Origin of the sequence: Pseudomonas sp. LD120, from assembly GCF_009861525.1 — a bacterium.
GTDB lineage: Bacteria > Pseudomonadota > Gammaproteobacteria > Pseudomonadales > Pseudomonadaceae > Aquipseudomonas.
The window spans coordinates 2,780,004-2,803,812 of record NZ_WVHL01000005.1; the positions used below are offsets into that span (position 1 = coordinate 2,780,004).

The 23,809-nt window shown below is 63.3% G+C and carries 22 protein-coding genes; 17 read left to right on the forward strand and 5 right to left on the reverse strand.

What is annotated here, in order from left to right; all coding sequences use genetic code 11:
* Positions 1 to 158: 158 nt before the first annotated feature.
* The 7 genes from PLD_RS27170 (at position 159) to PLD_RS27200 (ending at position 8,482) form a co-directional block, all read left to right on the forward strand.
* Complete coding sequence (locus PLD_RS27170) at positions 159 to 1,460, forward strand: IS4 family transposase (protein WP_159890820.1); 1,302 nt, start codon at positions 159 to 161, stop codon at positions 1,458 to 1,460.
* Positions 1,461 to 1,560: 100 nt separating this feature from the next.
* Positions 1,561 to 2,463 (forward strand): PhzF family phenazine biosynthesis protein, encoded by a 903-nt coding sequence (locus PLD_RS27175; RefSeq protein WP_159897774.1) that lies wholly within the window; start codon positions 1,561 to 1,563, stop codon positions 2,461 to 2,463.
* Complete coding sequence (locus tag PLD_RS27180) at positions 2,460 to 3,056, forward strand: hypothetical protein (RefSeq protein WP_159897776.1); 597 nt, start codon at positions 2,460 to 2,462, stop codon at positions 3,054 to 3,056. The genes PLD_RS27175 and PLD_RS27180 overlap by 4 nt, the downstream gene beginning before the upstream one ends.
* A gap of 271 nt (positions 3,057 to 3,327) precedes the next feature.
* Complete coding sequence (gene hemB / locus PLD_RS27185) at positions 3,328 to 4,302, forward strand: porphobilinogen synthase (protein ID WP_047303488.1); 975 nt, start codon at positions 3,328 to 3,330, stop codon at positions 4,300 to 4,302.
* A 111-nt stretch (positions 4,303 to 4,413) separates the two neighbouring features.
* Positions 4,414 to 4,935 carry a sigma-70 family RNA polymerase sigma factor gene (locus tag PLD_RS27190; protein ID WP_159897778.1) on the forward strand — a complete coding sequence of 174 codons (522 nt, stop codon included), beginning with the start codon at positions 4,414 to 4,416 and terminating at the stop codon, positions 4,933 to 4,935.
* A complete protein-coding gene (locus tag PLD_RS27195; protein WP_159897779.1) occupies positions 4,932 to 5,903 on the forward strand; it encodes a FecR domain-containing protein in 972 nt (323 codons plus the stop codon). The genes PLD_RS27190 and PLD_RS27195 overlap by 4 nt, the downstream gene beginning before the upstream one ends.
* Before the next feature lie 104 nt (positions 5,904 to 6,007).
* Positions 6,008 to 8,482: a TonB-dependent receptor gene (locus tag PLD_RS27200; protein WP_159897781.1), complete on the forward strand. Its 2,475-nt coding sequence runs from the start codon at positions 6,008 to 6,010 to the stop codon at positions 8,480 to 8,482.
* On the opposite strand, the gene PLD_RS27205 is transcribed toward PLD_RS27200, so the two are convergent.
* Complete coding sequence (locus PLD_RS27205; protein WP_159897784.1) at positions 8,434 to 9,429, reverse strand: LysR family transcriptional regulator; 996 nt, start codon at positions 9,427 to 9,429, stop codon at positions 8,434 to 8,436. The two genes, PLD_RS27200 and PLD_RS27205, sit on opposite strands and share 49 nt — an antisense overlap.
* Positions 9,430 to 9,589: 160 nt before the next feature.
* On the opposite strand from PLD_RS27205, the gene PLD_RS27210 reads away from it, so the two are divergent.
* The gene (locus PLD_RS27210; RefSeq protein WP_159897786.1) at positions 9,590 to 10,447 is read left to right on the forward strand and encodes an SDR family NAD(P)-dependent oxidoreductase; all 858 of its coding nucleotides are present in this window, start codon (positions 9,590 to 9,592) and stop codon (positions 10,445 to 10,447) included.
* Here the strand turns inward: PLD_RS27210 and PLD_RS27215 are convergent.
* A complete protein-coding gene (locus tag PLD_RS27215; protein WP_159897788.1) occupies positions 10,434 to 11,984 on the reverse strand; it encodes an FAD-dependent oxidoreductase in 1,551 nt (516 codons plus the stop codon). The two genes, PLD_RS27210 and PLD_RS27215, sit on opposite strands and share 14 nt — an antisense overlap.
* Positions 11,985 to 12,047: 63 nt before the next feature.
* Positions 12,048 to 12,662 carry a LysE family translocator gene (locus tag PLD_RS27220; protein ID WP_159898221.1) on the reverse strand — a complete coding sequence of 205 codons (615 nt, stop codon included), beginning with the start codon at positions 12,660 to 12,662 and terminating at the stop codon, positions 12,048 to 12,050.
* 445 nt (positions 12,663 to 13,107) lie between these two features.
* Here PLD_RS27220 and PLD_RS27225 point away from each other — a divergent pair, with 445 nt between their 5' ends.
* Entirely contained in the window at positions 13,108 to 14,199 is a 1,092-nt protein-coding gene (locus PLD_RS27225) for a DUF1615 domain-containing protein (protein ID WP_159897790.1), read from the forward strand.
* A gap of 362 nt (positions 14,200 to 14,561) precedes the next feature.
* Complete coding sequence (locus tag PLD_RS27230) at positions 14,562 to 15,179, forward strand: ATP phosphoribosyltransferase regulatory subunit (protein WP_159897792.1); 618 nt, start codon at positions 14,562 to 14,564, stop codon at positions 15,177 to 15,179.
* A gap of 22 nt (positions 15,180 to 15,201) precedes the next feature.
* Here PLD_RS27230 and PLD_RS27235 read toward each other — a convergent pair whose 3' ends face one another.
* Positions 15,202 to 15,999 (reverse strand): DUF4349 domain-containing protein, encoded by a 798-nt coding sequence (locus PLD_RS27235; RefSeq protein ID WP_159897794.1) that lies wholly within the window; start codon positions 15,997 to 15,999, stop codon positions 15,202 to 15,204.
* A 362-nt stretch (positions 16,000 to 16,361) separates the two neighbouring features.
* On the opposite strand from PLD_RS27235, the gene PLD_RS27240 reads away from it, so the two are divergent.
* The gene (locus tag PLD_RS27240) at positions 16,362 to 16,922 is read left to right on the forward strand and encodes a DUF2975 domain-containing protein (RefSeq protein ID WP_159897796.1); all 561 of its coding nucleotides are present in this window, start codon (positions 16,362 to 16,364) and stop codon (positions 16,920 to 16,922) included.
* Positions 16,923 to 16,931: 9 nt separating this feature from the next.
* A complete protein-coding gene (locus PLD_RS27245) occupies positions 16,932 to 17,162 on the forward strand; it encodes a helix-turn-helix transcriptional regulator (protein ID WP_159897798.1) in 231 nt (76 codons plus the stop codon).
* 351 nt (positions 17,163 to 17,513) lie between these two features.
* Here the strand turns inward: PLD_RS27245 and PLD_RS27250 are convergent, their stop codons facing one another.
* Positions 17,514 to 18,581 (reverse strand): 3-deoxy-7-phosphoheptulonate synthase, encoded by a 1,068-nt coding sequence (locus tag PLD_RS27250; protein WP_159897800.1) that lies wholly within the window; start codon positions 18,579 to 18,581, stop codon positions 17,514 to 17,516.
* A gap of 638 nt (positions 18,582 to 19,219) precedes the next feature.
* On the opposite strand from PLD_RS27250, the gene PLD_RS27255 reads away from it, so the two are divergent.
* The 5 genes from PLD_RS27255 to pgsA all read left to right on the forward strand — a co-directional run bounded on the left by PLD_RS27255 (position 19,220) and on the right by pgsA (position 23,756).
* Positions 19,220 to 19,972 (forward strand): carbon-nitrogen hydrolase family protein, encoded by a 753-nt coding sequence (locus PLD_RS27255; protein ID WP_159897802.1) that lies wholly within the window; start codon positions 19,220 to 19,222, stop codon positions 19,970 to 19,972.
* Entirely contained in the window at positions 19,972 to 20,433 is a 462-nt protein-coding gene (locus PLD_RS27260) for an N-acetyltransferase (RefSeq protein WP_159897804.1), read from the forward strand. The genes PLD_RS27255 and PLD_RS27260 overlap by 1 nt, the downstream gene beginning before the upstream one ends.
* Before the next feature lie 263 nt (positions 20,434 to 20,696).
* Complete coding sequence (uvrY, locus tag PLD_RS27265) at positions 20,697 to 21,338, forward strand: UvrY/SirA/GacA family response regulator transcription factor (RefSeq protein ID WP_159897806.1); 642 nt, start codon at positions 20,697 to 20,699, stop codon at positions 21,336 to 21,338.
* A 1-nt stretch (position 21,339) separates the two neighbouring features.
* A complete protein-coding gene (gene uvrC, locus PLD_RS27270) occupies positions 21,340 to 23,163 on the forward strand; it encodes an excinuclease ABC subunit UvrC (protein WP_159898222.1) in 1,824 nt (607 codons plus the stop codon).
* 32 nt (positions 23,164 to 23,195) lie between these two features.
* A complete protein-coding gene (gene pgsA, locus PLD_RS27275; protein ID WP_159897808.1) occupies positions 23,196 to 23,756 on the forward strand; it encodes a CDP-diacylglycerol--glycerol-3-phosphate 3-phosphatidyltransferase in 561 nt (186 codons plus the stop codon).
* The last annotated feature ends 53 nt before the right edge of the window (positions 23,757 to 23,809 follow it).

A 23,809-nucleotide genomic window follows, 5' to 3' on the forward strand; every position in this document is an offset into this window, starting at 1 on the left:
CCGTGACCGCAGCAATGGATATGCACCCCGTCCCACTCGCTATAAGAGCCATCCCTTTCAAGGTCTTAGGTAGAATCCCCTGAAATCTCAGTCAGGGATCCCCGAAGATGTGGACCGATGTTCTAGCTCGATTCGAGAAAAAAGCACCTGCCAGCGTCATGGCCAAGTTGGCGCTGGAGCAGGCTATTGCTCCTGAGTGGGTCGATCAGGTCTTCGAAGAACATCGGCAACGGCAGTACTCTCGTGAACTACTGTTCTCGACCATCATCAAGCTGATGTCCCTTGTTTCATTGGGTTTGAAGCCATCCCTGCACGCCGCCGCTCGGCAACTGGAAGATCTTCCTGTCAGCTTGGCAGCCCTCTACGACAAGATCAGTCGTACCGAACCTGCTCTGTTGCGCGCGCTGGTCACAGGCTGTGCGCAACGCCTGACCCCAACCATCAAAGAGCTGGGTTGCACCACGATGCTGCCGGGCTGGCAGGTTCGGGTAGTGGACGGCAACCACTTGGCATCCACTGAGAAACGTCTGGGCGCTCTACGCCACGAGCGAGGTGCCGCTCGTCCTGGCTTTTCGGTGGTTGTCTACGACCCCGATCTCGATCAGGTCATCGACCTTCAGGCGTGTGAGGATGCCTACGCAAGCGAGCGTATTTGTGTGCTGCCTTTATTGGCTGATGCCGAGCCGGGCCAGGTGTGGCTGGCTGATCGACTCTACTGCACGCTTCCGGTCATGGAAGCTTGTGAGCAGGTCCAGACATCCTTTGTCATTCGTCAGCAAGCCAAGCACCCACGCCTGATTCAAGAGGGTGAGTGGCAAGAGCCCGTACCTGTGGAAACAGGCACTGTGCGCGAGCAGATCATCCACGTCAGAGGCGGTTACCAATGGCGGCGCGTGGAACTGACGCTTCATTCGCCAACGGACTCGGGTGACAGCAGCTTGATGTTCTGGAGCAATCTACCTGAGAGCGTCAGTGCACAGCAGATCGCGGAACTCTATCGCCGCCGCTGGAGTATTGAGGGCATGTTCCAGCGACTGGAAGCGATCCTGGAAAGTGAAATCGAAACCCTTGGCAGCCCAAAAGCTGCCTTGCTCGGGTTCGCTACTGCGGTATTGGCATACAACGTCCTGGCCGTACTCAAACGAAGTGTCGAACAAGCCCATCGGGACACCCAGCCTGAAGGCTGGGAAGCCTCGACCTATCACTTGGCGGTCCAGGTCAGGAGTGGTTATGAGGGAATGCAGATTGCGCTGCCCTCGGAGTACCTTCCCGTTATCCCTGCGGAAAAACTGGCTCAGCGCTTGTTGGAATTAGCCAGAAACATCCAGCCAAAACAAGTTGCGAAAAGCCCCCGAGGCCCCAAGGTGCCCAAGCCCAAAACATGGGTGCAGGGGACGGCCGTGAATGCCCATGTTTCAACCGATCGAGTCATCAAGGCAGCCAAAACGAAAAGACCTTGAAAGGGATGGCTATAAGAGCGAAACCACCAACCGCCACACCCGCAACAACGAATATGTACACTTCACCCCCAGTCCCCCACCGACCCCAGGCCCCTTCTAAATGCCCGCCCTGAATTTCAAGCAAATCGACGTCTTCAGCTCCACCCCGCTTAAAGGCAACCCCCTGGCCGTGGTGTTCGATGCCGACGAACTCAGCGACGAACGCATGGCTGCGTTCGCCACCTGGACCAACCTCAGCGAAACCACCTTCCTGCTCAAACCCCGCGACCCCCGGGCCGACTACCGCTTGCGGATCTTCACCACCACCCAGGAGTTGCCGTTTGCCGGTCACCCGACCCTGGGCAGTTGCCACGCCTGGCTCGAAGCCGGCGGCGTGCCCCAGGGCGAGGAGGTCATCCAGGAGTGCGAAGTGGGCCTGGTGCGCATCCGCCGTCAGGGCAATCAGCTGGCCTTTCTCGCGCCGCCGCTGCTCAAGTCCGGCCCGGTGGAGCCCGAGGTGCTGGAGCAGGTGCGCCGTGGTCTGCGCCTGGCGTCCGGGGATATCGTGCAGGCGCAGTGGGTCGACAACGGCGCCGGCTGGCTGGCGGTGATGCTCGCCGAACGCCAGCAGGTGCTGGATCTGCAACCGGACTACCCGGCGCTGATCGGTCTGGCGGTAGGGGTGATTGCGCCCTGTGACCCCGAGCGCGATGACACCGATGCACAGTTCGAAGTGCGGGCCTTTATCGCCGGTGATGGCATGCCCGAGGACCCGGCCACCGGCAGCCTCAACGCCGGCCTCGCCCAGTGGCTGCTGGGCGCCGGGCTGGCACCGGCTCGCTACCGCGTCAGCCAGGGCCTGAGCATGGGGCGGGCAGGGCGGATTGACGTGGAACAGATCGGCGATGAAATCTGGATCGGCGGCACGGCGCGAACCTGCATTGAGGGACACCTGAGGCTTCTCCAAACCAGTGAGCAAGCATGCGGGAATACACCTTCGCCCACTGATCCGAGGCATCCATGAGCGTGCTGAGCCCTGGCGATTTTGTATGCGCCGGCACGCACAAGCCGGCACAGCTTCGGTGCGCCTGGGCCCAGGTTGTGTCCTGCAAGGGCTGGCTGCTGCGGGCCGGCCTGGTGGGTTTACTAGCCCTTGATCCCCTGCTTTGCAGCGCAGAAACCACGGCGGTCAAACAACAGCCCGGCCCAGCAACCTTGCCTGGCAATACACCGCGCAGTGAATCCGCGGCATCAGCCAGCGTGGCGGCCACGCCAGGGGGCAAGGGCGTGGCGGTGAATGCCACGTGCAACCTGCCGCTCAAGCCATCCGCCGGCAAGGTCGTGGAAATCTATTGGACCCAGGGCCCGGAGAATCGTCGCGTCGTGGGCCGCGAGGCTGACCATTACGTCGATCTCAATCTGATCGTTCGAACCGTGGGTTACCCGCTTGGCGAGTGCATCGAGGCGACAATTCAAGCCGAAAAGGCTGACGATGAAATTGCCGACAGGGTCAAGAAAATCGTGCTCAGGGGAAAGGTTGACGACGGCGGCATGGCCTACTTCAATACGCCTCTGAAGGACTACACCCTCAATTTGCAGGGCAGCGAGCCGCCGTAGTGTGCGCAACCGTGCTAGAACCAAGCGCCGCTGCAAGATTTGTCGCGCGCCGGTTTTCAATGGCGGCTGCCGCTGTTGCGTCAGATGGTCGCAGGCTGGCCGCGTCGAGGGGCCAACACCCCCTGAATCGCGGGGCCTGGCAGGTATTGTTACGGCTTCGGCAAGGCTCTCTTGAGCTGTGCGGGTTTGTACCCTGGCGGCTCTGGGCATAAGCTTTCTGCCTTTTTTCGCCATCGCTCGTGTTATCCCGCGCTCAGCCTTAGGAAAAATCATGTCCAGCCAGTTCCCAGAAGCCCGTCCCCGTCGCCTGCGTCGCTCCGAACAACTGCGCAGTCTGTTCCAGGAAACCGAATTCACCCTCAACGACCTGGTGCTGCCGATTTTCGTCGAGGAGGAAATCGACGATTTCGTGCCGATCAAGAGCATGCCCGGGGTGATGCGCATTCCCGAATCCAAGCTGGCCGGGGAGATCGAGCGTTACGCCCGGGCCGGGATCAAGTCGGTGATGACTTTTGGTGTGTCTCACCACCTGGACTGCGACGGCAGCGACACCTGGAAGGAAAACGGCCTGGTGTCGCGCATGTCGCGCATCGCCAAGGACGCGGTGCCGGAAATGATCGTGATGTCCGACACCTGCTTCTGCGAATACACCGAGCACGGCCACTGTGGCGTGATGCACGGCCATGAAGTGGACAACGACCAGACCCTGATCAACCTTGGCAAGCAAGCGGTGGCCGCGGCCCGTGCCGGCGCCGACGTGATCGCGCCGTCGGCGGCCATGGACGGTCAGGTCCAGGCCATCCGCCGGGCCCTGGATGCCGCCGGGTTCACCCAGACGCCGATCATGGCCTATTCCACCAAGTTCGCTTCGGCGCTCTACGGCCCGTTCCGCGAGGCCGGCGGCAGCGCGCTCAAGGGCGACCGCAAGAGCTACCAGATGAACCCGATGAACCGTCGCGAAGCGGTGCGCGAGTCCCTGCTGGACGAGCAGGAAGGCGCCGACTCGCTGATGGTCAAGCCCGCCGGGGCCTACCTGGACATCATCCGCGACATCCGCGAGGCCTCGCGCCTGCCGGTGGCGGCGTATCAGGTCAGCGGCGAGTACGCGATGATCAAGTTCGGCGCCCAGGCCGGGGCCATCGACGAGCAGCGGGTGGTGCGTGAAACCCTGGGCTCGATCAAGCGCGCCGGCGCCGATTTGATCTTCACCTACTTCGCCATGGACCTGGCCCTGGCCGGGATCTGACCAGGCCCCCGCCGTACCGCCACGAACGTCGTCCGGCGTTCGTGGCTCTTGCCAAGACTTCCGCCCCTACATGACAATGCGATTCATTATCAAATATGAATCCTTATTGTCATGCCCGCCGACGACTTATCCCTGCGCAGTGCCGTCACCGATTTGTACACCCATCACCAGGGCTGGCTGCAGGGCTGGTTGCGCCAGCGCCTGGGCAACACCTTCGATGCCGCCGATCTGGCCCAGGACACCTTCGTGCGGGTGCTCAAGGCGCGCAATGCCCTGGAGATCCGCGAGCCGCGGCCCTACTTGTCGCGCATCGCCAATGGCCTGCTGATCGACCTGTTTCGCCGCCGCTCCCTGGAGCAGGCGTACCTGGAGGCCCTGGCGCTGGTGCCCGAGGGCGAGCAGCCGTCGCCGGAGGAGCAGAACCTGATGCTCCAGGCGCTGTTGGAAGTCGACCGGCTGCTGGACGGCCTGGGGGCCAGGGTCAAGCAGGCTTTCCTGCTGTCCCAATGCGACGGCCTGACCTACGAGCAGATCGCCGAACGCCTGCAGATCTCGGTGCGCAGCGTCAACAACTACATGGCCAAGGCCATGGAGCATTGCTGCCTGATGCAGATGCGGATGCAGCTGTCATGAGTTTTGCCAACCTGCAACTGAGCGTGGGCGAGCGCCAGGCCATCAGCGGCGCGGCGCGCTGGTATGCGCAGCTGCGCTCCGGCACCGCCAGCGAACAGGAGCAGGCAGCCTGGCGCGAATGGCTGGCCGCCGACCCCTTGCATCGCCAGGCCTGGGAACGCACGCAGCAACTGGGCGAGCAGATGTCGGCCCTGCCTGGTGGTCTGGCCGGTTCCACCTTGCGCGGGGCCGGGCGCTCGCGCCGTGAGCTGATGCGCAACCTGGTGGTGCTGGCCTCGGCTGGGTCCCTGGGCTGGCTGGGCTGGCGCAGCGACAGCGCCCAGCAATGGCTGGCGGACTATCGGACCCGGGTCGGCGAGCGCCGCGAAGTGCGTTTGGCGGACGGCAGCGCATTGCTGCTCAACACCGACACCTCGGTGAATGTGGCTTTCGACGGTCAGCAGCGCCGGCTGCAGTTGCTCTGGGGCGAGATGCTGGTGAGCACCGGCCTGGATGGGCGGCACAGGCCATTGCGGGTCATCACGCGCCACGGCGAGGTGCAGTCCCAGAGCGCGCGTTTTGTGTTGCGCAGCGACGAGCGTGAGGATCAGGTGGCGGTGCTGGAGCAGGGCGTGCAGGTCAGCCTGGACAACGGTATGGCGTCGCGCCGAGTCGAGGCCGGCCAGCAACTGGCGTTCAGCGCTGGAGGCTTTGCTGCGCTGCGGTCCAGCGATGCGTCGGTGGGCGCCTGGCGCCAGGGCAGCATCATCGCCCTCGACCGACCCTTGGGGGACTTGCTGGCGGACCTGTCGCGCTACCGCCGCGGAGTGGTGCAGTGCGATCCGCAGATTGCCGGCCTGAAGATTTCCGGGGCCTTTCCCATCGATGACACCGATCGCGCCCTGGCGGCGCTTGAGAGCGGTTTCTCGCTGCGCATCGAGCGCTACACCCGCTATTGGGTGCGGGTGTCCCAGCGCCGCGTCGGCTGAAACCAAGCGGTAAAAAATAATTATTCCGGTCTTTGCACTTTTGCCCATTCTGATCCGGCTTATCCCCCAGTGGATTCATTTTCAAGAGCGGGGGAAGGCAAAGCATGTCTGAAGTTCACATGTCGCAGTTGGCCCAGGCCATCAAGGTCGGGCTCTGGGGCGCGCTGGCGGTGTATGGCGCCACGCTGCTGCCGTTGACCGCGGTGGCGGCCAGCGAACAGATGGCGGTGCGCCGCTTCGATATCGTGGCGGGGGATCTCACTGAGGTGCTGAGCCGTTACGCCAGTGCCGCCGGAGCGGCCATCTCCTTCGATGCGCGACAGATGGCCGACCTGCGTTCGGCGGGGCTCCAGGGAGATTACGGGGTGCGGGAAGGCTTTGCCCGGATCCTCGCCGGCAGCGGCTGGCAGGCCGAGCCGCAGAGTAACGGCAGCTATGTGCTGCGCCCCGTGCCCAAGGGCAATGGCACCCTGGAGCTGGGCACCACTCAGGTGCAGGGCCAGGAGCTGGGGGCCACCACCGAGTACTCCGGTTCCTACACCACCGGTGCCGTGACCATCGGCAAGGGCCAGCACTCGCTGAAGGAAACCCCGCAGTCGGTGACCGTGATCACCCGCAAGATGCTCGATGACCAGCACCTCAACACCATCGACCAGGTGATGGAAAAGACCCCGGGCATCACCCTCTACGACTCGCCCATGGGCGGCAAGTACTTCTACTCCCGGGGCTTTCGCATGACCGGCCAGTACCAGTACGACGGCGTGCCCCTGGACATGGGCAGCAGCTACGTGCAGGCCGACAGCTTCAGCAGCGACATGGCCTTCTATGACCGGGTGGAGATCCTGCGCGGCGCCGCCGGCATGCTCAAGGGCGCGGGCGGCACCGCCGGCTCGGTGAACTTCGTGCGCAAGCGTGGCCAGGCCACGCCCCACACCCAACTGATAATGTCCGCCGGCAGTTGGGACAACTACCGGGCCCAGGTGGACACCGGCGGGCCGTTGAACGATGCCGGCACCGTTCGCGGCCGGGCGGTGGTGACCCAGCAGACCCGGCAGTATTTCTACGACCTGGGGGAGCGCAAGGATCAGGTCTACTACGGCGCTCTGGACTTCGACCTCAGTGACGACACCATCCTGGGCCTGGGCATGGCCTATGAAGACGTTGACTCGCGTCCGTGCTGGGGCGGCCTGCCGCGCTACAGCGACGGCAGCGACCTCAAGCTCGGCCGTTCCACCTGCCTGAACACCGCCTGGAACAACTCGCGCAGCAAGCGCGCGACCTATTTCGCCGACCTCAAGCAACAGCTCAACGATGACTGGGCGCTGAAGGTGGCCGGGGTCTACAGCCGCAATACCCAGGACATTGAGTACGCCTTCCCCAGCGGTTCGGTGCCGGTGGGTGCCAGCCGCTCCAGCACCCTGATGCTGGGCAGCACCTATGACTACGACCAGGTGGACTACGGCTTCGATGCCTATGTCGACGGCCACTTCCAGGCCTTTGGCCAGGAGCACGAACTGACCTTCGGCGCCAACGCCAGCCGTTCGATCAAGGACGATTTCTATGCTGTGGCCGGCTTGCCGCAGCGGCAGAACGTGCTGGACCCCAATCATCACCTGCCCAAGCCCGATGCCAGCTACTACGAAAGCAATTCCACCCGGGGCGGCCCCACTGATCTGCGCATCCAGCAGCAAGGGCTGTATTCCACCCTGCGCCTGAAGCTCGCCGACCCGCTGACCCTGGTCCTGGGCAGCCGGGTCAGTTGGTACAAGTCGCAGAACGATGCCGTGGCCTACTGGCGCGACACCCGCACGCCCAGCAGTGCCCGATCCAAGGAAACCGGTGAGGTCACGCCGTTCGCCGGGGTGCTGTACGACCTCAACGACAACCTCACGGCCTATGCCAGCTACTCCAGCATCTTCACCCCCCAGGGCAGCTATCGGACCCTGGACGGTTCTACGCTCAAGCCGCTGGTGGGCAAGAGCTATGAGCTGGGGATCAAGGGCGAGTGGTTCGAGGGCCGCCTGAACAGTGCCTTCAGCCTGTTCCGCACCATCCAGCAGGACGCGCAGCAGGACGACCCGGCCTGCCCGGACAGCACCTGCTCGCTGAACTCGGGCAAGGTTCGCGCCCAGGGCTTTGAAGCCGAACTCAGCGGTGAGGTGATCGAGCGCCTGCAACTGCTGGCCGGCTATACCTACACCCAGACCAAGACTCTGGAGGATGCCGATCGCAACAACGACGGTCTGTCGTACAACACCTATGTGCCGCGCCACCTGCTGCGGGTCTGGGGCGACTATCAGCTGGGCGGTGCGCTGGAGCGCTTCAATGTGGGGGCTGGGGTCAATGCGCAAAGCGATAACTACCGGGTCTCGCCCATCAGCGGCAAGCCCATCAGTCAGGCCGGCTATGCGATCTGGAACGGGCGCATCGGCTATCGCATCGACGACACCTGGTCCCTGGCGCTGAACGGCAACAACCTGCTGGACAAGCGCTACTACACCACCATCGGCACCGAAGGCTTCGGTAACTTCTACGGAGACCCGCGCAACTTCACCCTGTCGGTCAAGGCCGACTTCTGAGGCCTGGTGGCGGCCGCGCAGGCCTTCTGCACGGCCGCTTCAGGCTTTGGGAGCCCGGCGTCGAGCAAGGCCATGAAACGCTGCAGCTGTGGCGAAGGGTTGTCCCGGTGCCAGTTCATGTACAGCCCGATGCTTGGCCCGGGCTGCGTGCCCATGGCCCGCAGCGGGCGGTAGGCGACGCTGCCTTGCAGCACTGCATCGGCCATCGAGCGGGGCACCAGGGCCACGCCGAAACCGCAGCCCACCAGGCCCAGCTGGGTGTGGACCCGGGCCACTTCCTGGACCACCTTCGGGGTGAACCCGGCCGCGCTGCACAGCGCCATCAACTGGTTGTGGTAGCCGCTGCCCAGGGCCTGGGACGTGAACACGAAGTCGTCGTTGGCCAGCTTCCGCAGGTCCACCTCTGGCGTCTGGGCCTGGGGGTGGTCGTGGGGCAGGGCGATGACGATCGGCTCATCGAGGATCAAGCGCGAGGCTATCTGTCCTTCGGGCAGCGGCAGCTCACGCATGAACGCCAGGTCGATGTCGCCGCCGAGCAAGCCCTTGAGCTGCTCAGCCGAAGGCAGTTCCCGCAGTTCCAGGCGCACCTCGGGCAAGGCTTGGCGAAAGCCCCGCAGGCGGGCGAGCAAGCTCGGATAGCCGGCCAGTGACAGGCTACTGACGCGCAGGCTGCCGGCCAGGCCCTGGGCAACATGGCGCGCCTGCTCGATGCCCTGTTCCAGGGTAACCAGGGTGCGCCGGGCGCTGTGCAGAAAATCCGCCCCGGCCGGGGTCAGGGCCACGCCTCGACGATTGCGCCGCAGTAGGCTGAAACCGAGTTTTTCCTCCAGGCGGGCGATGGCCTGGCTCAGGGGCGGCTGGGCCATGTGCAGGCGCGTGGCGGCCTTGTGAAAGTGCAGTTCCTCGGCGACGGCGATGAACTGGCGCAACAGGCGCGTTTCGATCATGGCGATGATTCCTGGCTGGGGCTTTGGGACTGTAAACCCCAAGGCTCACGGTTTCACAGCGAATTCATTGATATCAAAAACCTCTCACAGAACCTGGAATTTAGTATTAAGTCACTGATTTTCATGCTGTTACCCTGGAATTCACAAAGGAGGGAAGAGCATGGATTTCAGCGGCAGAACGGCTATTGTCACCGGCGCCGGGCGCGGCCTGGGCTTGAGTTATGCACGGGCTCTGGCCCGTCGTGGTACCCAGGTGGTGATCAGCGATTGCGGGAGCGACGGCAGCGGTAGCGGGGCGGATGAGAGTGTCGCCCATGAGGCGGCGCGGGCGTTGCGGGCCAGCGGTGCCAGGGCCCTGGCCGACACCGCCGACCTGGGCACCGAGGCCGGTTGCCAGGGGCTGGTGCAGCGCACCCTGGAGGCCTTTGGCAGCCTGGATATCCTGATTCACAACGCCGGCTGGGTGGGCTACCAGGCGCTGGAGCAGACCGACGCCGGGTTTCTCGAGCGCATGCTGGGGGTCAACCTGTATGCGCCCATCTGGCTGGCCAGGCATGCCTGGCCCCATCTCCGGCAGTCCGCCGCACCGCGGCTGCTGCTGACCACCTCCGACCGTGCGCTGTACCCGGAATATGCCCAGCCGGGGCTGCTGGCCTACTGCGCGGGCAAGATGGCCCAGGTCGGGATCATGAATGCCCTGGGCCAGGAAGGGGCGGAGCACGGGATCCGGGTCAACGCGGTGTCGCCGGTGGCCAAGACCCGCATGTGGGGCATCAGCGAGGAGCCGCCGGAACTCAAGCCGGACTGGGTGACGCCGGGGGTGCTGTTTCTGGTCAGCGAGCAGTGCCAGGACAGCGGCTACATCCTGCGGGCCAGCAATGGCCAGTTCAGTGCCTGGCGCCCCCAGGAGGCCCCCGGTGTGGATTACCCCCTGGACCTGAAGCGGATCGCGGCGGCCACGCCGGAGCAGTTCGCCCGGCGCTGGGGGCAGATCAAGCAGCCTTTCATCGGGGCTTGAGGGAGGGGGCGGCGCTCTGCGGGGAGATATCCCGTTCGCGGAAGTAGCGCTCCAGCACTCGCGGGTCGGCCGAGCGCTCGGCCAGGGCCACGTAGGTGTCCGGGCGCAGCAGGTAGAAGGCGTTGCGCGCCAGCCCCGCGGCGGCATGGGCCGGGCGCCAGTCGAAGGTGCGCAACGGCACCTGGTGCGCGCTGCACCAGTCGCGCAGGGCATCACTGGTGACGCCGTAGACATGCACCTGCCAACCCAGGTACTCCAGGCTGTCGAAGTTGTCGTGTTCACCATCGCGCACCCAGGGCAGGCGGTCGCCACCGTGCACCGGGCCGACGCCGCCGGCGCTCAGGGGCATGCCCCGGTAGTTCAGGGTGAGCTGCGACACGGTGCGAAACAGAAACTCCCGGGCACTGTCGAAGGCGGCGATCTTTGGCAGCAGCAAGGGCGCCAGGCGGGTGCGTACCAGGTAGGCGCCCGGGCCGTCGGCGGTGGCGAGGCTGAACACCCGATCGGTGGTGGACACCAGGCGCCGGGCGAACTCCAGGCGTTCGATTTCATAGCTGTCCAGCAGGCTTTCGGCGCTGTTGTCCTTGAGCACCGTTGCCAGTTTCCAGGCCAGGTTGATGGCGTCGCCGATCCCGGTGTTCATGCCCTGGCCGCCGGCGGGGCTGTGGACGTGGGCGGCATCGCCCAGCAGGAACACCCGGCCGCAGCGAAACTGCTCGGCCACCCGGTGATGCACCTTGTAGGTGGAAAACCAGTTGACCTGGCTGACTTCGACCTTGAGCTGGTGCATGGCGCGTTGGCTGACGTCTTCGAAACGCAGATTTTCCGGGTGCTCGGCGCGCTCGTCACGCACGGTGCCGATCAGCCGCGCGCGGCCGCTTTGGGCCAGGGGGAATACGGCGAGGAAGTCGGCGTCGTCCAGGTCTACGTGCAATTGGCCGTCGAGGCTCGGCCCGCTGGCCTCGACATCGGCGACGTAGAACACCTGTTGGTAGGTGCCGCCAGGAAAGCCCGTGCCCAGGGTTTTGCGTACGGTGGAGTGGGCGCCGTCACAGCCGGCCATATAGAACGCCTGACAATGTTCTTCGCGGCCGTCGGGGCCGCGCAGGCGGGCGCTGATCAGGTGGCCGTGATCGGTAAAGGCCAGCAGCTCGGTTTCACGTTCGACGCTGACGCCGAGCAGCGCCAGGCGTTCGATCAGCAACTGCTCGTGTTCGTCCTGGGGAAAGATTTGCAGGAAAGGGTAGGGTGTCAGGTCTTCGCCGATGGCGTTGAACGGCAACTGTGCGGCCTGTTCGCCCCTGACCCAGAGGTTCACCGCTGGAACGTGGTAGCCCCGCTGGACGATGGCCTGGGTCAGGTCCAGTTGGCGATACAGTTCAAGGGTCCGGGCCTGTACCGCCAGGGCCCGTGAGGTGGTGCCCGGGCCCTGGGTCTTATCGATGATCCGTACCTTGACCCCTTGCTGGCGCAGCCAGAGCGCCAGGACCAGGCCGGTGGGGCCGGCGCCGATGATCAGTACGTCGCTGCAGTTCATGGGTTTGCCCTCATTAGGAGATCAACGTCATGCCTCTGGCTGCGGGCGGCGTCTGCCGCAGGGTCAACGCTGAGCGAAGGCCAGATTCAGACCGAGGCCGGCAAAGCTGGCGGCAAAGCTGCGGCGTAGCCAGCCCTGCACCTTGGGCGACTCGATCACTGCGGTGCGGAACAGGTTGGCCAGCAAGCCATAGAGCACGAACACGAAGAAGGTCATGGCCATGAACACGCCGCTCAGGAGCAGCATCTGCGGGATCGGGTCGCTGCCGTCGTGGGCGATGAACTGGGGCAGGAAAGCGAGGAAGAAAATCGTCAGCTTGGGGTTGAGGATATTCAGCAGGCAGGCCTTGAGCACCAGCGCGCCGGCGCTGTGGCTGAGCGCGTTGTTGTCCACGGCAAAGGCCGAGCGATCACGCCAGGTGGCATAGGCCAGGTACAGCAGATAGGCGACCCCGGCGAACTTCAGGCCCTGAAAGGCCAGGGCGCTGGTGTGCAGGATCGCCGATAGGCCAAGGGTCGAGGCCAGCAAGTGCGGGACGATCCCGGCGGTGCAGCCGATGGCGGTGAACAGGCTGGCGCGCTTGCCGGCCACCAGGGCGGTGGAAATGGTCAGGATCACGCCGCTGCCGGGAATCAGCACGACAATCAGGCTGGTGAGCAGAAAATCCAGGGTCAACATCCAGGGGGCACTCCATTGAGGGGGGGGGCGTCGGGTCAGATCCGTTCGGGACACCGCGTCGAGGGTTGGGGCCATCAAAATACACCTGACCACACCGGCAATAGAAGAATTTTAGCTTGTAGCCGCAGCCTCGCCTTGGCGAGGCTGCGCCAAGGCGGGCAATCCCCCGGCAGTTCTTCAGCATGCTCAGGATCGAGCGGCTCCAGCGTCGCTATGTTGCCCAGTTCGTTCGCAGCGCAAAGGTCCGCAGGACCTTGCCTGGCGATCTCCCGCCGAACCCGCAGCGGCCTCAAGAACCCCGCGCCCCTTCGGCGCACTGCCGCGCAGACCATTCGCAGCCTGCGGCAGTGGGAGGGCTTGGGAACAGAGCCGCCATTGGCTGGTCGAAAGCCGCGTGCCGCTGCTTTACTGGCACGGCCGTCACCCCGTTATTTCAAGGAGCGCCATGCTTGCCCCTCGTCTTCTCAGCGGCTTCCTGGGCCTGTCGTTGCTGGCCGGTTGCGCCAGCCAGCACGGCACCCAGGCGCCGACGCTGACCCCGGAACAGACCCAGGCGCGGATCCTGCGTCTGCTGCCGTCCCAGGTCAGCGACCGTCCGGGCTGGGCCCGGGATATCCAGGTGACCTTCAGCGCCCAGGGACTGGAGCCGAGTCAGAGCAACCTATGCGCGGTGCTGGCGGTGACCGAGCAGGAATCGACCTTCCAGGTCGACCCGGCGGTGCCGGGCCTGGGGCGCATCGCCCGGGAAGAAATCGACCGCCGCGCGGCCAAGGTGCATGTGCCGGCGCTGCTGGTCAGCGCCGCCCTGCAAGTGCGCGGCGCGGACGGCCAGTCCTACAGCCAGCGCCTGGCCAAGGCCCGAACCGAGAAGGAACTGAGTGCGATCTTCGATGACTTCACTGGCATGGTGCCCTTGGGCCAGACCCTGTTTGGCGGTTTCAATCCAGTGCACACCGGCGGGCCGATGCAGGTCAGCATCGCGTTTGCCGAAAAGCATGCCCAGGACTATCCCTATGCGCTGCAGGGCTCGATCCGTCATGAGGTCTTCAGTCGCCGGGGCGGCCTGTACTTCGGCACCGCCCACCTGTTGGGCTACCCGGTGGACTACCCGCAGCCGCTGTACCGCTTCGCCGACTTCAATGCCGGCTGGTACGCCAGCCGCAATGCCGCCTTCCAGGCCGCGGTGAGCCGCCTCAGCGGCATCAAGCTGGCCCTGGATGGCGATCTTATCCGTTACGACTCGCTCCTGCCCGGCAGCACCGAACGGGCGGTGCGTACCTTGGGCAAGCAGTTGGGGCTGCGCAACCCGCAGATCCGCGCCCAGTTGGAAAAGGGCGACCGCCAGGACTTCGCACAGACCGAGCTGTACCGCCAGGTGTTTACTCTGGCCGATCGCGCGGCGGGCCGCCCCGTGCCACGCCAGCAGTTGCCGGGCATCGAACTCAAGAGCCCGAAGATCACCCGCCAACTGACCACCGCCTGGTTCGCCAAGCGCGTCGACGAACGCTACCAGCGCTGCCTGCAACGGTCGCTGTAACCCCGAACGGCTGCACGGTATGCCTGCCTGCGGTAGGTGTTGGCTTGCCAGCGAAGGCGCACTCAATGGCAACGCAAAATTCAACGGCCTGTCCGCCGGCAAGCCGGTTCCTGCGGTGAGTGTCTGGCTTGTCAGGCGCCCTGGCGGCGTGGCAGGATGCGCCATGAATTTTTTCCGCCTCGACTCCCGCCTCCATCACCATCGACCTCACCTTCGGGGCCGTGGTCGCGTGTGCGCGTCGAGCGGTCAGTTATCGAGAGAACGCGATCACTGACCAACGATGAAAAAAACCAAGGCGCCCTGCAAGGCGCCTTTTTTATGGCCTGTCAAAAACCAAGAGGAAACACCCATGACCATGCTCCGTGGCACCCGTATCATCGCCGGCCCGCAAGCCGCCGCCCTGCGCACCCTGGAAGGACGCTTCCGGAGCTGGCTTCATCGAAGCGGGTGCTGAAGAAGTCATTGTCCCGGCGCTGTGGGGCCAGGACACCTTTATCGAAAAGGCCGGCGGCAGCGAAGTCATCGGCCAGATGTGGGCCTTCAACGACAAGGCCGGACGGCCCTGCTGCCTGATCCCGGAAGCCACCGCGCTGTTCCAGGAAACGGCCGACCAACTGCTGGCGGGGCGTGAGCAGGCGGCGTTCTTCTATGTTGCCCGCTGCTATCGCTACGAGCGCCCGCAAGCCGGGCGCTACCGCGAGTTCACCCAATTGGGCCTGGAGATCCTCGGTCCCGACCCGCAGCGGGCCCTGGAGCAGGCACGCCAGTTGTGCGTGGGTTTTCTCGATTCACTGGGCCTGGACTATGAGCTCAACCTCGGGGTCAAGCGTGGCCTGACCTACTACCTCAACGGCGAGGGCTTCGAAGTGCGTTGCCCGCGCCTGGGCGCACAGCAACAAGTGGTGGGAGCCGGGGCCTATCGCCAGGGTGCTGGCTTCGGCATTGGCCTGGAGCGCCTGCAACTGGCGCTGCAAGCCTGACCGCCCGGCTCCCACGGCCTGGTCAGGGGCGACGGCGGACGAACTTGCGCCACAGCCATACCCATAGCAGCACGAGGGGGAAGGCCAGGATCACGAAGGGCAGCACGTAGCTGCCTTTCTCCAGGGCTTCGGCAGTGCCATCGGCCAGATTGTCCAGCAGGTTGCTGAACGCGCGCTTGAGGCTTGAGTCGCGTTTGCTGCCGTCGCTGGGCACGAAGTTCAGGGTCAGGCGATTGGTGTCCAGCCGGCGTTGCTGGCCGGCAGCGGTCTGGGCCAGGGCTTGCAGGTCGTTCTCGATTCCTGCCTGTTCCCTGCTCAAGGCGATCAAGTCGCTGACGCTGATGTCCTTGCGCGCCGCCAGTTCATCCAGGCGTTGCTGCTGGGCCTTGAGCCGCTGCTGTTGGCGCTGCACATCAGCCACCGCATCGGCCAGGTCTTCGGCCGTGGTGATGCGCTCGCCCAGCTCCGCGCCCCGGGACGCTTGCTCGACGATCGGCTCGACCCCGTCCGGGACGATGCGCAGCACTGCCTGGGCGCGGTACTTGCCCTGTTCCAGACGCAGGATGTTGCAGGCACCGAACCGGGCTTTCTCACAGGCTTCGCGGGTTTGCGCCAGACGCGGGCCGATCTGTTCGCCCGGCAGGGACAGGGTCAGTTCATGTTCGTAGGCCAATTGCGCACCGGCTTTGCCCTGGGCGCCGCCGAGGGCCACAGCGCTGCTGCTGTGATCGCTGGGGGAGCAGGCGCTGAGGGCCAGGGCACCCAGCAGGGCAAAGGCCAGGCGGCGGGGGATGGAAGGGTGGTCGTCCTGATGTCGCATGGGGGCTCCTTGAATGCTTGAAACTGCCACTGGGGCGCAGGTGCGCATCTTAGCGTCCTTCCACGGATAGCCAGGATTTTGTTGTGGTGGGTAAAGCCCCATGTCGTCCATATACCTCGTTGCGCAAGATCGCTCGCAGCGATCAGCCCGTTCGTTACGGGGTTCCCCATCGTCATCATTGCCTATTGGCCTGGCCCGAAGCGGGTGCGCACAACCATTGAGGTCGCCATCCCAGTCTAAGGGTGCTCTGCAGTGGGGATGATTGGAAAATATGATTAATTGGTATTTTACGTATAAAAATTATTGTTTTACGATAATTTTATTTGTATTGTTGGCGCCTCAATCACTCATGAGGCAAGCCGATGTCCCTTAATCCTCTCGCTCAATTTAGCCAGCGTATGGCTGTTCTGACGCTGGTGTTCATTACATGCATGCTTGTGTTCAATGCCGCGCTGTGGATCTTTCCGGTGCTGGGGGCAAGTGATGGGTTGGGGGCGGGGTTTTCTCTAAGCGGGGTGATGCTTACCCAGCTTGCTGTAAGACTTGAGACGCTTGCGTGGTGGCAAGTATCGGGGGCGATCTTGATCTCCAGTGTGCCTTTGATTGCTTTGGCCAGTGGCTTGAATCACCTGCGTCGGCTGTTTCAGGGATATGCCCATGGCGAATACTTTTCCAGCAGCGCTGCCGTTCATTTGGGGAAAGTGGGGCGTGGGGTCGTGCTTTGGGTGGTTTCGGGTTTTATATGCACGCCGCTACTGAGCATGCTGGTGACCCTGCACGCACCATCTGGCGAGCACCTTTTTACCGTCAGCTTCACGCCTGCCGATTTTGTCGCTCTTTTCCTCGCCGGATGTATTGCTGTGATAGCCCGGATTCTGTTGCGTGCAAGTGAAGTCGACTCTGAAAATCAAACTTTTGTATAAGGTCACTTCATGTCGATCATTATTGAGTTGGATGTGATGCTGGCGAAGCGCAAGGTGAAGTCAAAAGACCTTGCCGCAGCGATTGGTATCAACGAACAAAACCTGTCCTTGTTGAAGCAAGGCAAGGTCAAGGGGGTTCGCCTCAGTACCCTTGAAGCCATTTGTCGCTACTTGAGCTGCCAGCCTGGTGACCTGTTGGTGTATCAACCGCAACCCTATGTCTTGACCGACTCTGTTTAGTGGCCTCACTGCGTGCCGCTGGCTGGGGGCTCTGGAGGCTGGTGCTGATTTGCCTGCCGGCCTCCCGCGAACCTCCAGAACCGTTAAAAATCCCTGCGTCTCCCGCGTCTCCCGCGTCTCCCGCGTCTCCCGCGCAGCCCGTTCGCAGCCTGCGGCAGTGGCTACAAGAAGCCACCTCGATCCCTGCGATTGCGCATCCTGTAGGTGCTGCCGAGCCCGCGAGGCTGCGCAAAGGTCAGCAGGACTTGCCTGGCGATCGCCCGCCGAACCCGCGACGGCCTCAAGAACGCCGCGGCCCTTCAGCGCACTGCCGCGCCGCCCGTTCGTAGCCTGCGGCAGCGGCAGAGGTGCTTAGCGTGTCCGCAGTTGCTGGGCGCCGCTGCGCAGCAATTGTTCGGTGGCGGCCCAGCCCAGGCAGCCGTCGGTCACCGAGACGCCGTAGCGCAGCTGGCCGCTCAGGGGCTGGCAGCCTTCGAACAGGTGGCTTTCCAGCATCACGCCCATCAGTGAGCGATCGCCCTGCAGGCGCTGCTCCAGGACCTCGTTGAACACCGCGGGCTGGCGCAAGGGGTCCTTGCCGCTGTTGGCGTGGCTGCAATCGACCATGATCCGCGCCGGGATCTTCAGCTTGTGCAGGTCGCGCTGGACCTGGGCCACGCTCTGGCGATCGTAGTTCGGCCCGCGATGGCCGCCGCGCAGCACCAGGTGGGTGTCGGGGTTGCCCGGGGTCTGGATGAGCGCCGGGTGGCCCTGGCTGTCGACGCCGAAGTGACGGTGCGGATGGGCCGCCGAACGCATGGCGTCACAGGCAATGGCGACGCCGCCGTCGGTGCCGTTCTTGAAGCCCACGGGCATCTCCAGGCCGCTGGCCATCTCGCGGTGGATCTGCGACTCAGTGGTGCGAGCGCCGATGGCCACCCAGCTCAGCAGGTCGTCGAAGTAGCCGGCGGCCATGGGTTGCAGCAGCTCGGTGGCGATCGGCAGGCCCAGGCGCAGCATCTCGCGCATCAGCTCCCGGGACAGGCTCAGGCCGCCGGCCATGTCGTCGCTGCCATCCAGGCGCGGGTCGTAGGCCAGGCCTTTCCAGCCGACGGTGGTGCGCGGTTTTTCCACGTAGGCGCGCATCACCAGGAGCATCTGGTCGCTCACCTCTTCGGCCAGGTGGGCCAGGTTGGCGGCGTATTCCAGGGCCGATTGCGGGTCGTGGATGGAGCAGGGGCCGACGACGACCAGCAGGCGTGGGTCGCGACCTTCGAGAATGGCGCGCACCGCCAGGCGGTGGTTGGTGACTTGTTGGTTCAGGGCCAGGGACAGCGGCAGTTGCTGCTTGAGCTCCAGGGAGCTGGGCAGGCGCCGGGTCAGGGGTTCATTGGCGCTGATGTGAGCGGACAGGGGCAGAGCGGATACGGACGAGTTCATGTTCGGTCTTCCTGGGCGGCGGCGGGGCATGGCCCGCGCGCGGCCCTACTGGGGTGTTCGACAATTGGCCGTACTGGCCATCAGTGTGCAATTGCCACCGGTAGGTGACCGATCGGAGGCGGCAGGCTGTCCCGAGCGGAGGCTGCTAAATCGCCAGGCGGAAAACATGTCGTAGCGGTAATAGGTGGCGTAGTTCATGGGGGGCAATCCTCAGTCAGTTCGGTGTGTTGCAAAAAAATCGGTTAAAAACATTGAGCCTGAAAAAACAAACCCCCGGTCGGGAGGCCGACCGGGGGTTGAGAAATCTCTGGTGGGCGACCCGTTTAAGTGGGCGCCGGTTGGGTATCAGGCGCGCCAGTGGCTAAACCAATACCCAAAATAAAAGTTGACCGGAGCGCCGTTGTCATTGACCCGGGCAGCCGCAACCGAACGCAGTGCGTTGGCGGTGTGACGATGCAGGGAAAGGGTCTGGGACAACATGGGTTTTCTCCGTGAAGTGGAGCGAGCTTACTAGAGGCCAGGTCCGCGATTCAATCAGTAATTTCTATGGACGTTATTGTCTCGGGCGATGGATTAAGCGGCGCCGGGATTTATGCCACACTCGCCGCTCTCCCTCGTTGCCCCGCCAAGGAATCTCCATGACCGTGCTGACCCTCGCTGTCGCCCAATCGGTGTCTATTGCTGGCGACGTGTCGGCGAATTTGGCTCGGCATCAGCATTTGATGCGGTTGGCGGCGCAGCAGGGCACGCAGTTGCTGGTGTTTCCCGAGCTGTCCTTGACCGGCTATGAACCCGAGTTGGCCGCCGATCTGGCATTGACAGCAGATTCGCCGACGCTGCAACCGCTGCGCGATTTGGCCCGAGAACTGGGGTTGACGGCCGTGGTGGGCATGCCCATCCGAGTGGCTAGCGATGGTCCGGTATTGATCGCCGCTTTGGTGTTGCAGGCCGACGGTGAGCTGACGGTCTACAGCAAGCAGCATCTGCATGCCGGCGAGGCACGCTTTTTTGCCGCAGGTTGTGGTGGCGCGCCGTTAAACCTGGGCAGTGAGACCGTGGCTTTGGCGGTGTGTGCGGACTTTTCCCATGCCGGTCATGTGCAGGCGGCGGTGGAGGCCGGGGCGTCGATCTACGCCGCCGGGGCGCTGATCAGCGAGGGAGGTTACGCGGCTGATAGCGCATTGCTGCAAGGGTACGCCCGCGACCACGCAATCCTGGTGCTGATGGCTAACCATGGTGGCCCCAGCGGTGGCTGGGCTTGTGCCGGGCGCAGCGCCATTTGGGATGCTCATGGCCAGTTGCTTGCGGCTATCGAGGGGGGCGGCGAGGCGCTGTTGATCGCCCGGCGCACTGCGGGGCAATGGCAGGCCGACGCAGTGATTGTGCGGTGATGGCTGCATTTGAACTGCGCCCGGCTACTGACGCGGACCTGGTGTTTGCCCGGGACCTGACCCGTTCCAGCATGCTGGGTTATTACATCCGCAATGATCTGCTGTGGCTCGATGACGCCTTTGATGTGGCATGGACCGGGCGTGAGAATCTACTGATTTGCCAGGGCTCGCAGGTGCTGGGTTTTGTCAGCCTGAGCCGTGATCTGCGTGCGTTGTATATCCGTGAGCTGCATGTGCTGCAGGCGTCGCGTGACAGGGGCGCTGGAGCCTGGACCTTGCAGCGGGTGCTGCAGATGGCCCGCCAGGAGCGGCGCGGGCTCTTGCGCTTGACGGTGTTCAAGGGCAACCCGGCACAGCGCTTGTACGAGCGGGCCGGGCTACGGGTGGTGGGCGAGGATGACTGCTTCTGGCGCATGGAGCGCGCGACGGCGGTAGACCTTGAAGGCGACCAGAATAATTGAGCGTCAATCGATCATGGCCGGCGCTAATACGCAAGGTCATTGTGAACGTTCAGAACCTGCTTGGAAGGCGAGTTTTCCGGTCTGTCCGGTACAAAACCCCCGCAGCGATTGGGCGCGGCGCTTGAGAGGTTTGCGGCATCTGGCAAACGGCTTGTCTTATCGCCTGCCGATGTTTTTTTTATAGCGCTTGTGATTAGGTTTGTACGGCGCTTTTTTGCTAAGGTGTCCGGCATCCTTTAAAGACCATATCGTGAGGTGTCTGCTTGATTAGGGTGCTAGTAGTCGATGACCATGATCTCGTTCGTATGGGCATTACACGAATGTTGGCTGACATCGATGGCCTGCAAGTAGTCGGGCAGGCGGAGTCCGGAGAGGAGTCCCTGCTCAAGGCGCGGGAATTGAAGCCCGATGTGGTCTTGATGGACGTCAAGATGCCGGGAATTGGCGGTCTTGAAGCCACGCGCAAACTGCTGCGCAGTCATCCGGACATCAAGGTCGTGGCGGTGACCGTGTGCGAGGAAGATCCGTTCCCGACCCGTTTGCTGCAAGCCGGCGCGGCGGGTTACCTGACCAAGGGCGCGGGCCTCAACGAAATGGTCCAGGCGATTCGCCTGGTGTTTGCCGGTCAGCGCTACATCAGCCCGCAGATTGCCCAGCAACTGGTGTTCAAATCATTCCAGCCTTCCAGTGACTCTCCCTTCGACGCCTTGTCGGAGCGGGAGATCCAGATCGCATTGATGATTGTTGGCTGCCAGAAAGTGCAGATCATCTCCGACAAGCTGTGTTTGTCGCCGAAAACCGTGAACACCTATCGTTATCGTATTTTCGAGAAGCTGTCGATCAGCAGCGATGTTGAATTGACGCTGCTGGCGGTTCGTCATGGCATGGTCGATGCCAGCCTCTGAAATGACCGACCTGTTTGATCCCAGCGCTTTTCTTTCTACCTGCAGTGGCCGCCCCGGTGTGTATCGCATGTTCGACAGCGATGCACGCTTGCTCTACGTCGGCAAAGCCAAGAATCTGAAGAACCGCCTGTCCAGTTATTTCCGCAAGACCGGCCAGGCACCGAAGACCGCTGCCCTGGTGGCGCGGATCGCGCAGATTGAAACCACCATCACCGCCAACGAAACCGAAGCGCTGCTGCTGGAGCAGACGCTGATCAAGGAATGGCGACCGCCCTACAACATCCTCCTGCGTGACGATAAGTCCTATCCCTATGTGTTCCTGTCGGACGGTGACTTTCCGCGCTTGAGTATCCACCGCGGGGCAAAGAAGCAGAAGGGCAAGTACTTCGGTCCTTATCCCAGTGCGGGTGCCATTCGTGAAAGCCTCAGCCTGTTGCAGAAGACCTTCATGGTCCGCCAGTGCGAGGACAGCTATTACAAGAACCGTACGCGGCCTTGCCTGCAATACCAGATCAAGCGCTGCAAGGCGCCTTGCGTCGGCCTGGTGGAGCCCGAGGTCTATGCCGAAGACGTGCGCCACTCGGTGATGTTCCTGGAAGGGCGCAGCAATGCGCTGACCGATGAGCTTTCCAGCGCCATGGAAATGGCCGCCAGTACCCTGGACTTTGAGAGCGCTGCCCAACTGCGGGACCAGATTTCCCTGCTGCGCAGGGTTCAGGATCAGCAGAGCATGGAAGGCGGCACTGGTGATGTGGATGTGGTCGCGGCCTTCGTCAATCCGGGCGGCGCCTGTGTGCACCTGATCAGCGTGCGTGGCGGGCGGGTGCTGGGCAGCAAGAACTTCTTTCCCCAGGTCGGCATCGAGGAAGACGTGGCGCAAGTCATGTCGGCCTTTCTCGGTCAGTACTTTATCAGCAGCCCTGAGCGCGACCTGCCGGCCGAGCTGATCGTCAATGTGGTCCATGAGGACTTTCCGAGCCTGATTGCCGCCATCGACGAATTGCGCGGCCGTGAGCTGACCATCAGCCATCGGGTTCGTGGCACACGCGCCCGTTGGCAGCAATTGGCCGTAACCAACGCCGAGCAGGCATTGAGCGCGCGTTTGGCCAACCGTCAGCACGTGGCCGCACGGTTTGAGGCCCTGGCCGAGGTACTGAACCTGGAAGAGCCACCGCAGCGCCTGGAGTGCTACGACATCAGCCACTCCAGCGGCGAAGCCACTGTGGCCTCCTGCGTGGTGTTCGGACCGGAAGGGCCGCTGAAATCCGATTACCGCCGTTACAACATCGAAGGCGTTACCGCTGGCGACGACTATGCGGCCATGCATCAGGCCTTGACCCGGCGCTTCAGCAAGCTCAAGGACGGCGAAGGCAAGCTGCCGGATATTCTTTTGGTGGATGGCGGCAAGGGGCAGTTGTCCATGGCGAGAGACGTGCTCAATGAGCTGGCAGTGCCGGACCTGATTCTTCTGGGCGTGGCCAAGGGCACAACCCGCAAGGCCGGCTTTGAAACCCTGTACCTGAATGACGCGGCCCATGAATTCACCCTCAAGGGCGACTCACCGGCGCTGCACCTGATCCAGCAAATTCGCGATGAGGCACACCGCTTCGCGATCACCGGTCACCGCGCGCGACGTGGCAAGACCCGGCGCACCTCGACCCTTGAAGGGGTGGCGGGCGTCGGGCCGAAGCGTCGGCGTGACCTCCTTAAACATTTTGGTGGATTGCAAGAACTGTCCCGTGCCAGCATCGACGAGATTGCCAAAGCGCCGGGAATCAGTAAAAAGCTCGCAGAGTTGATTTATGCAAATCTGCACAGCGAGTAGAATGCTCAATCACCTCGTAGCCAGTTGTGCCGATGAATATCCCTAATCTGATTACCGTTCTACGCGTTCTGCTCATTCCGATTTTCATATTGCTGTTCTATTTGCCTTATAGCTGGAGCTACATGGCGGCCAGTTCAGTATTCGCCTTCGCGGCCGCCACGGATTGGCTGGACGGATACTTGGCGCGGCGCCTGGAGCAGAGCACGCCATTTGGCGCGTTTCTCGATCCGGTGGCCGACAAGCTGATGGTCGCGGTAGCCCTGGTGCTGCTGGTGCAGGAGCACGGCAATCTGTGGCTGACCTTGCCGGCCGTGGTGATCATTGGTCGCGAGATCGTTGTATCAGCTTTGCGCGAATGGATGGCTGAACTGGGCGCCCGAGCCCAAGTGGCGGTGTCCAACATGGGCAAATGGAAAACCGCGGCGCAGATGCTGGCGCTGGTGATCCTCCTGGCCAATCCATCGGATTTCAGCTTCTGGGTGCTGGTGGGGTATGCCTTGCTGCTGGTTGCGGCGGGGCTGACGTTGTGGTCGATGCTGCAGTACCTGCGGGCTGCCTGGCCGCATCTGAAAATCGATAACGAAAAAAAATAACTTTTTTTGAATCAAAGGCTTGACGCGCATTCTGATTTCTATAGAATGCGCAC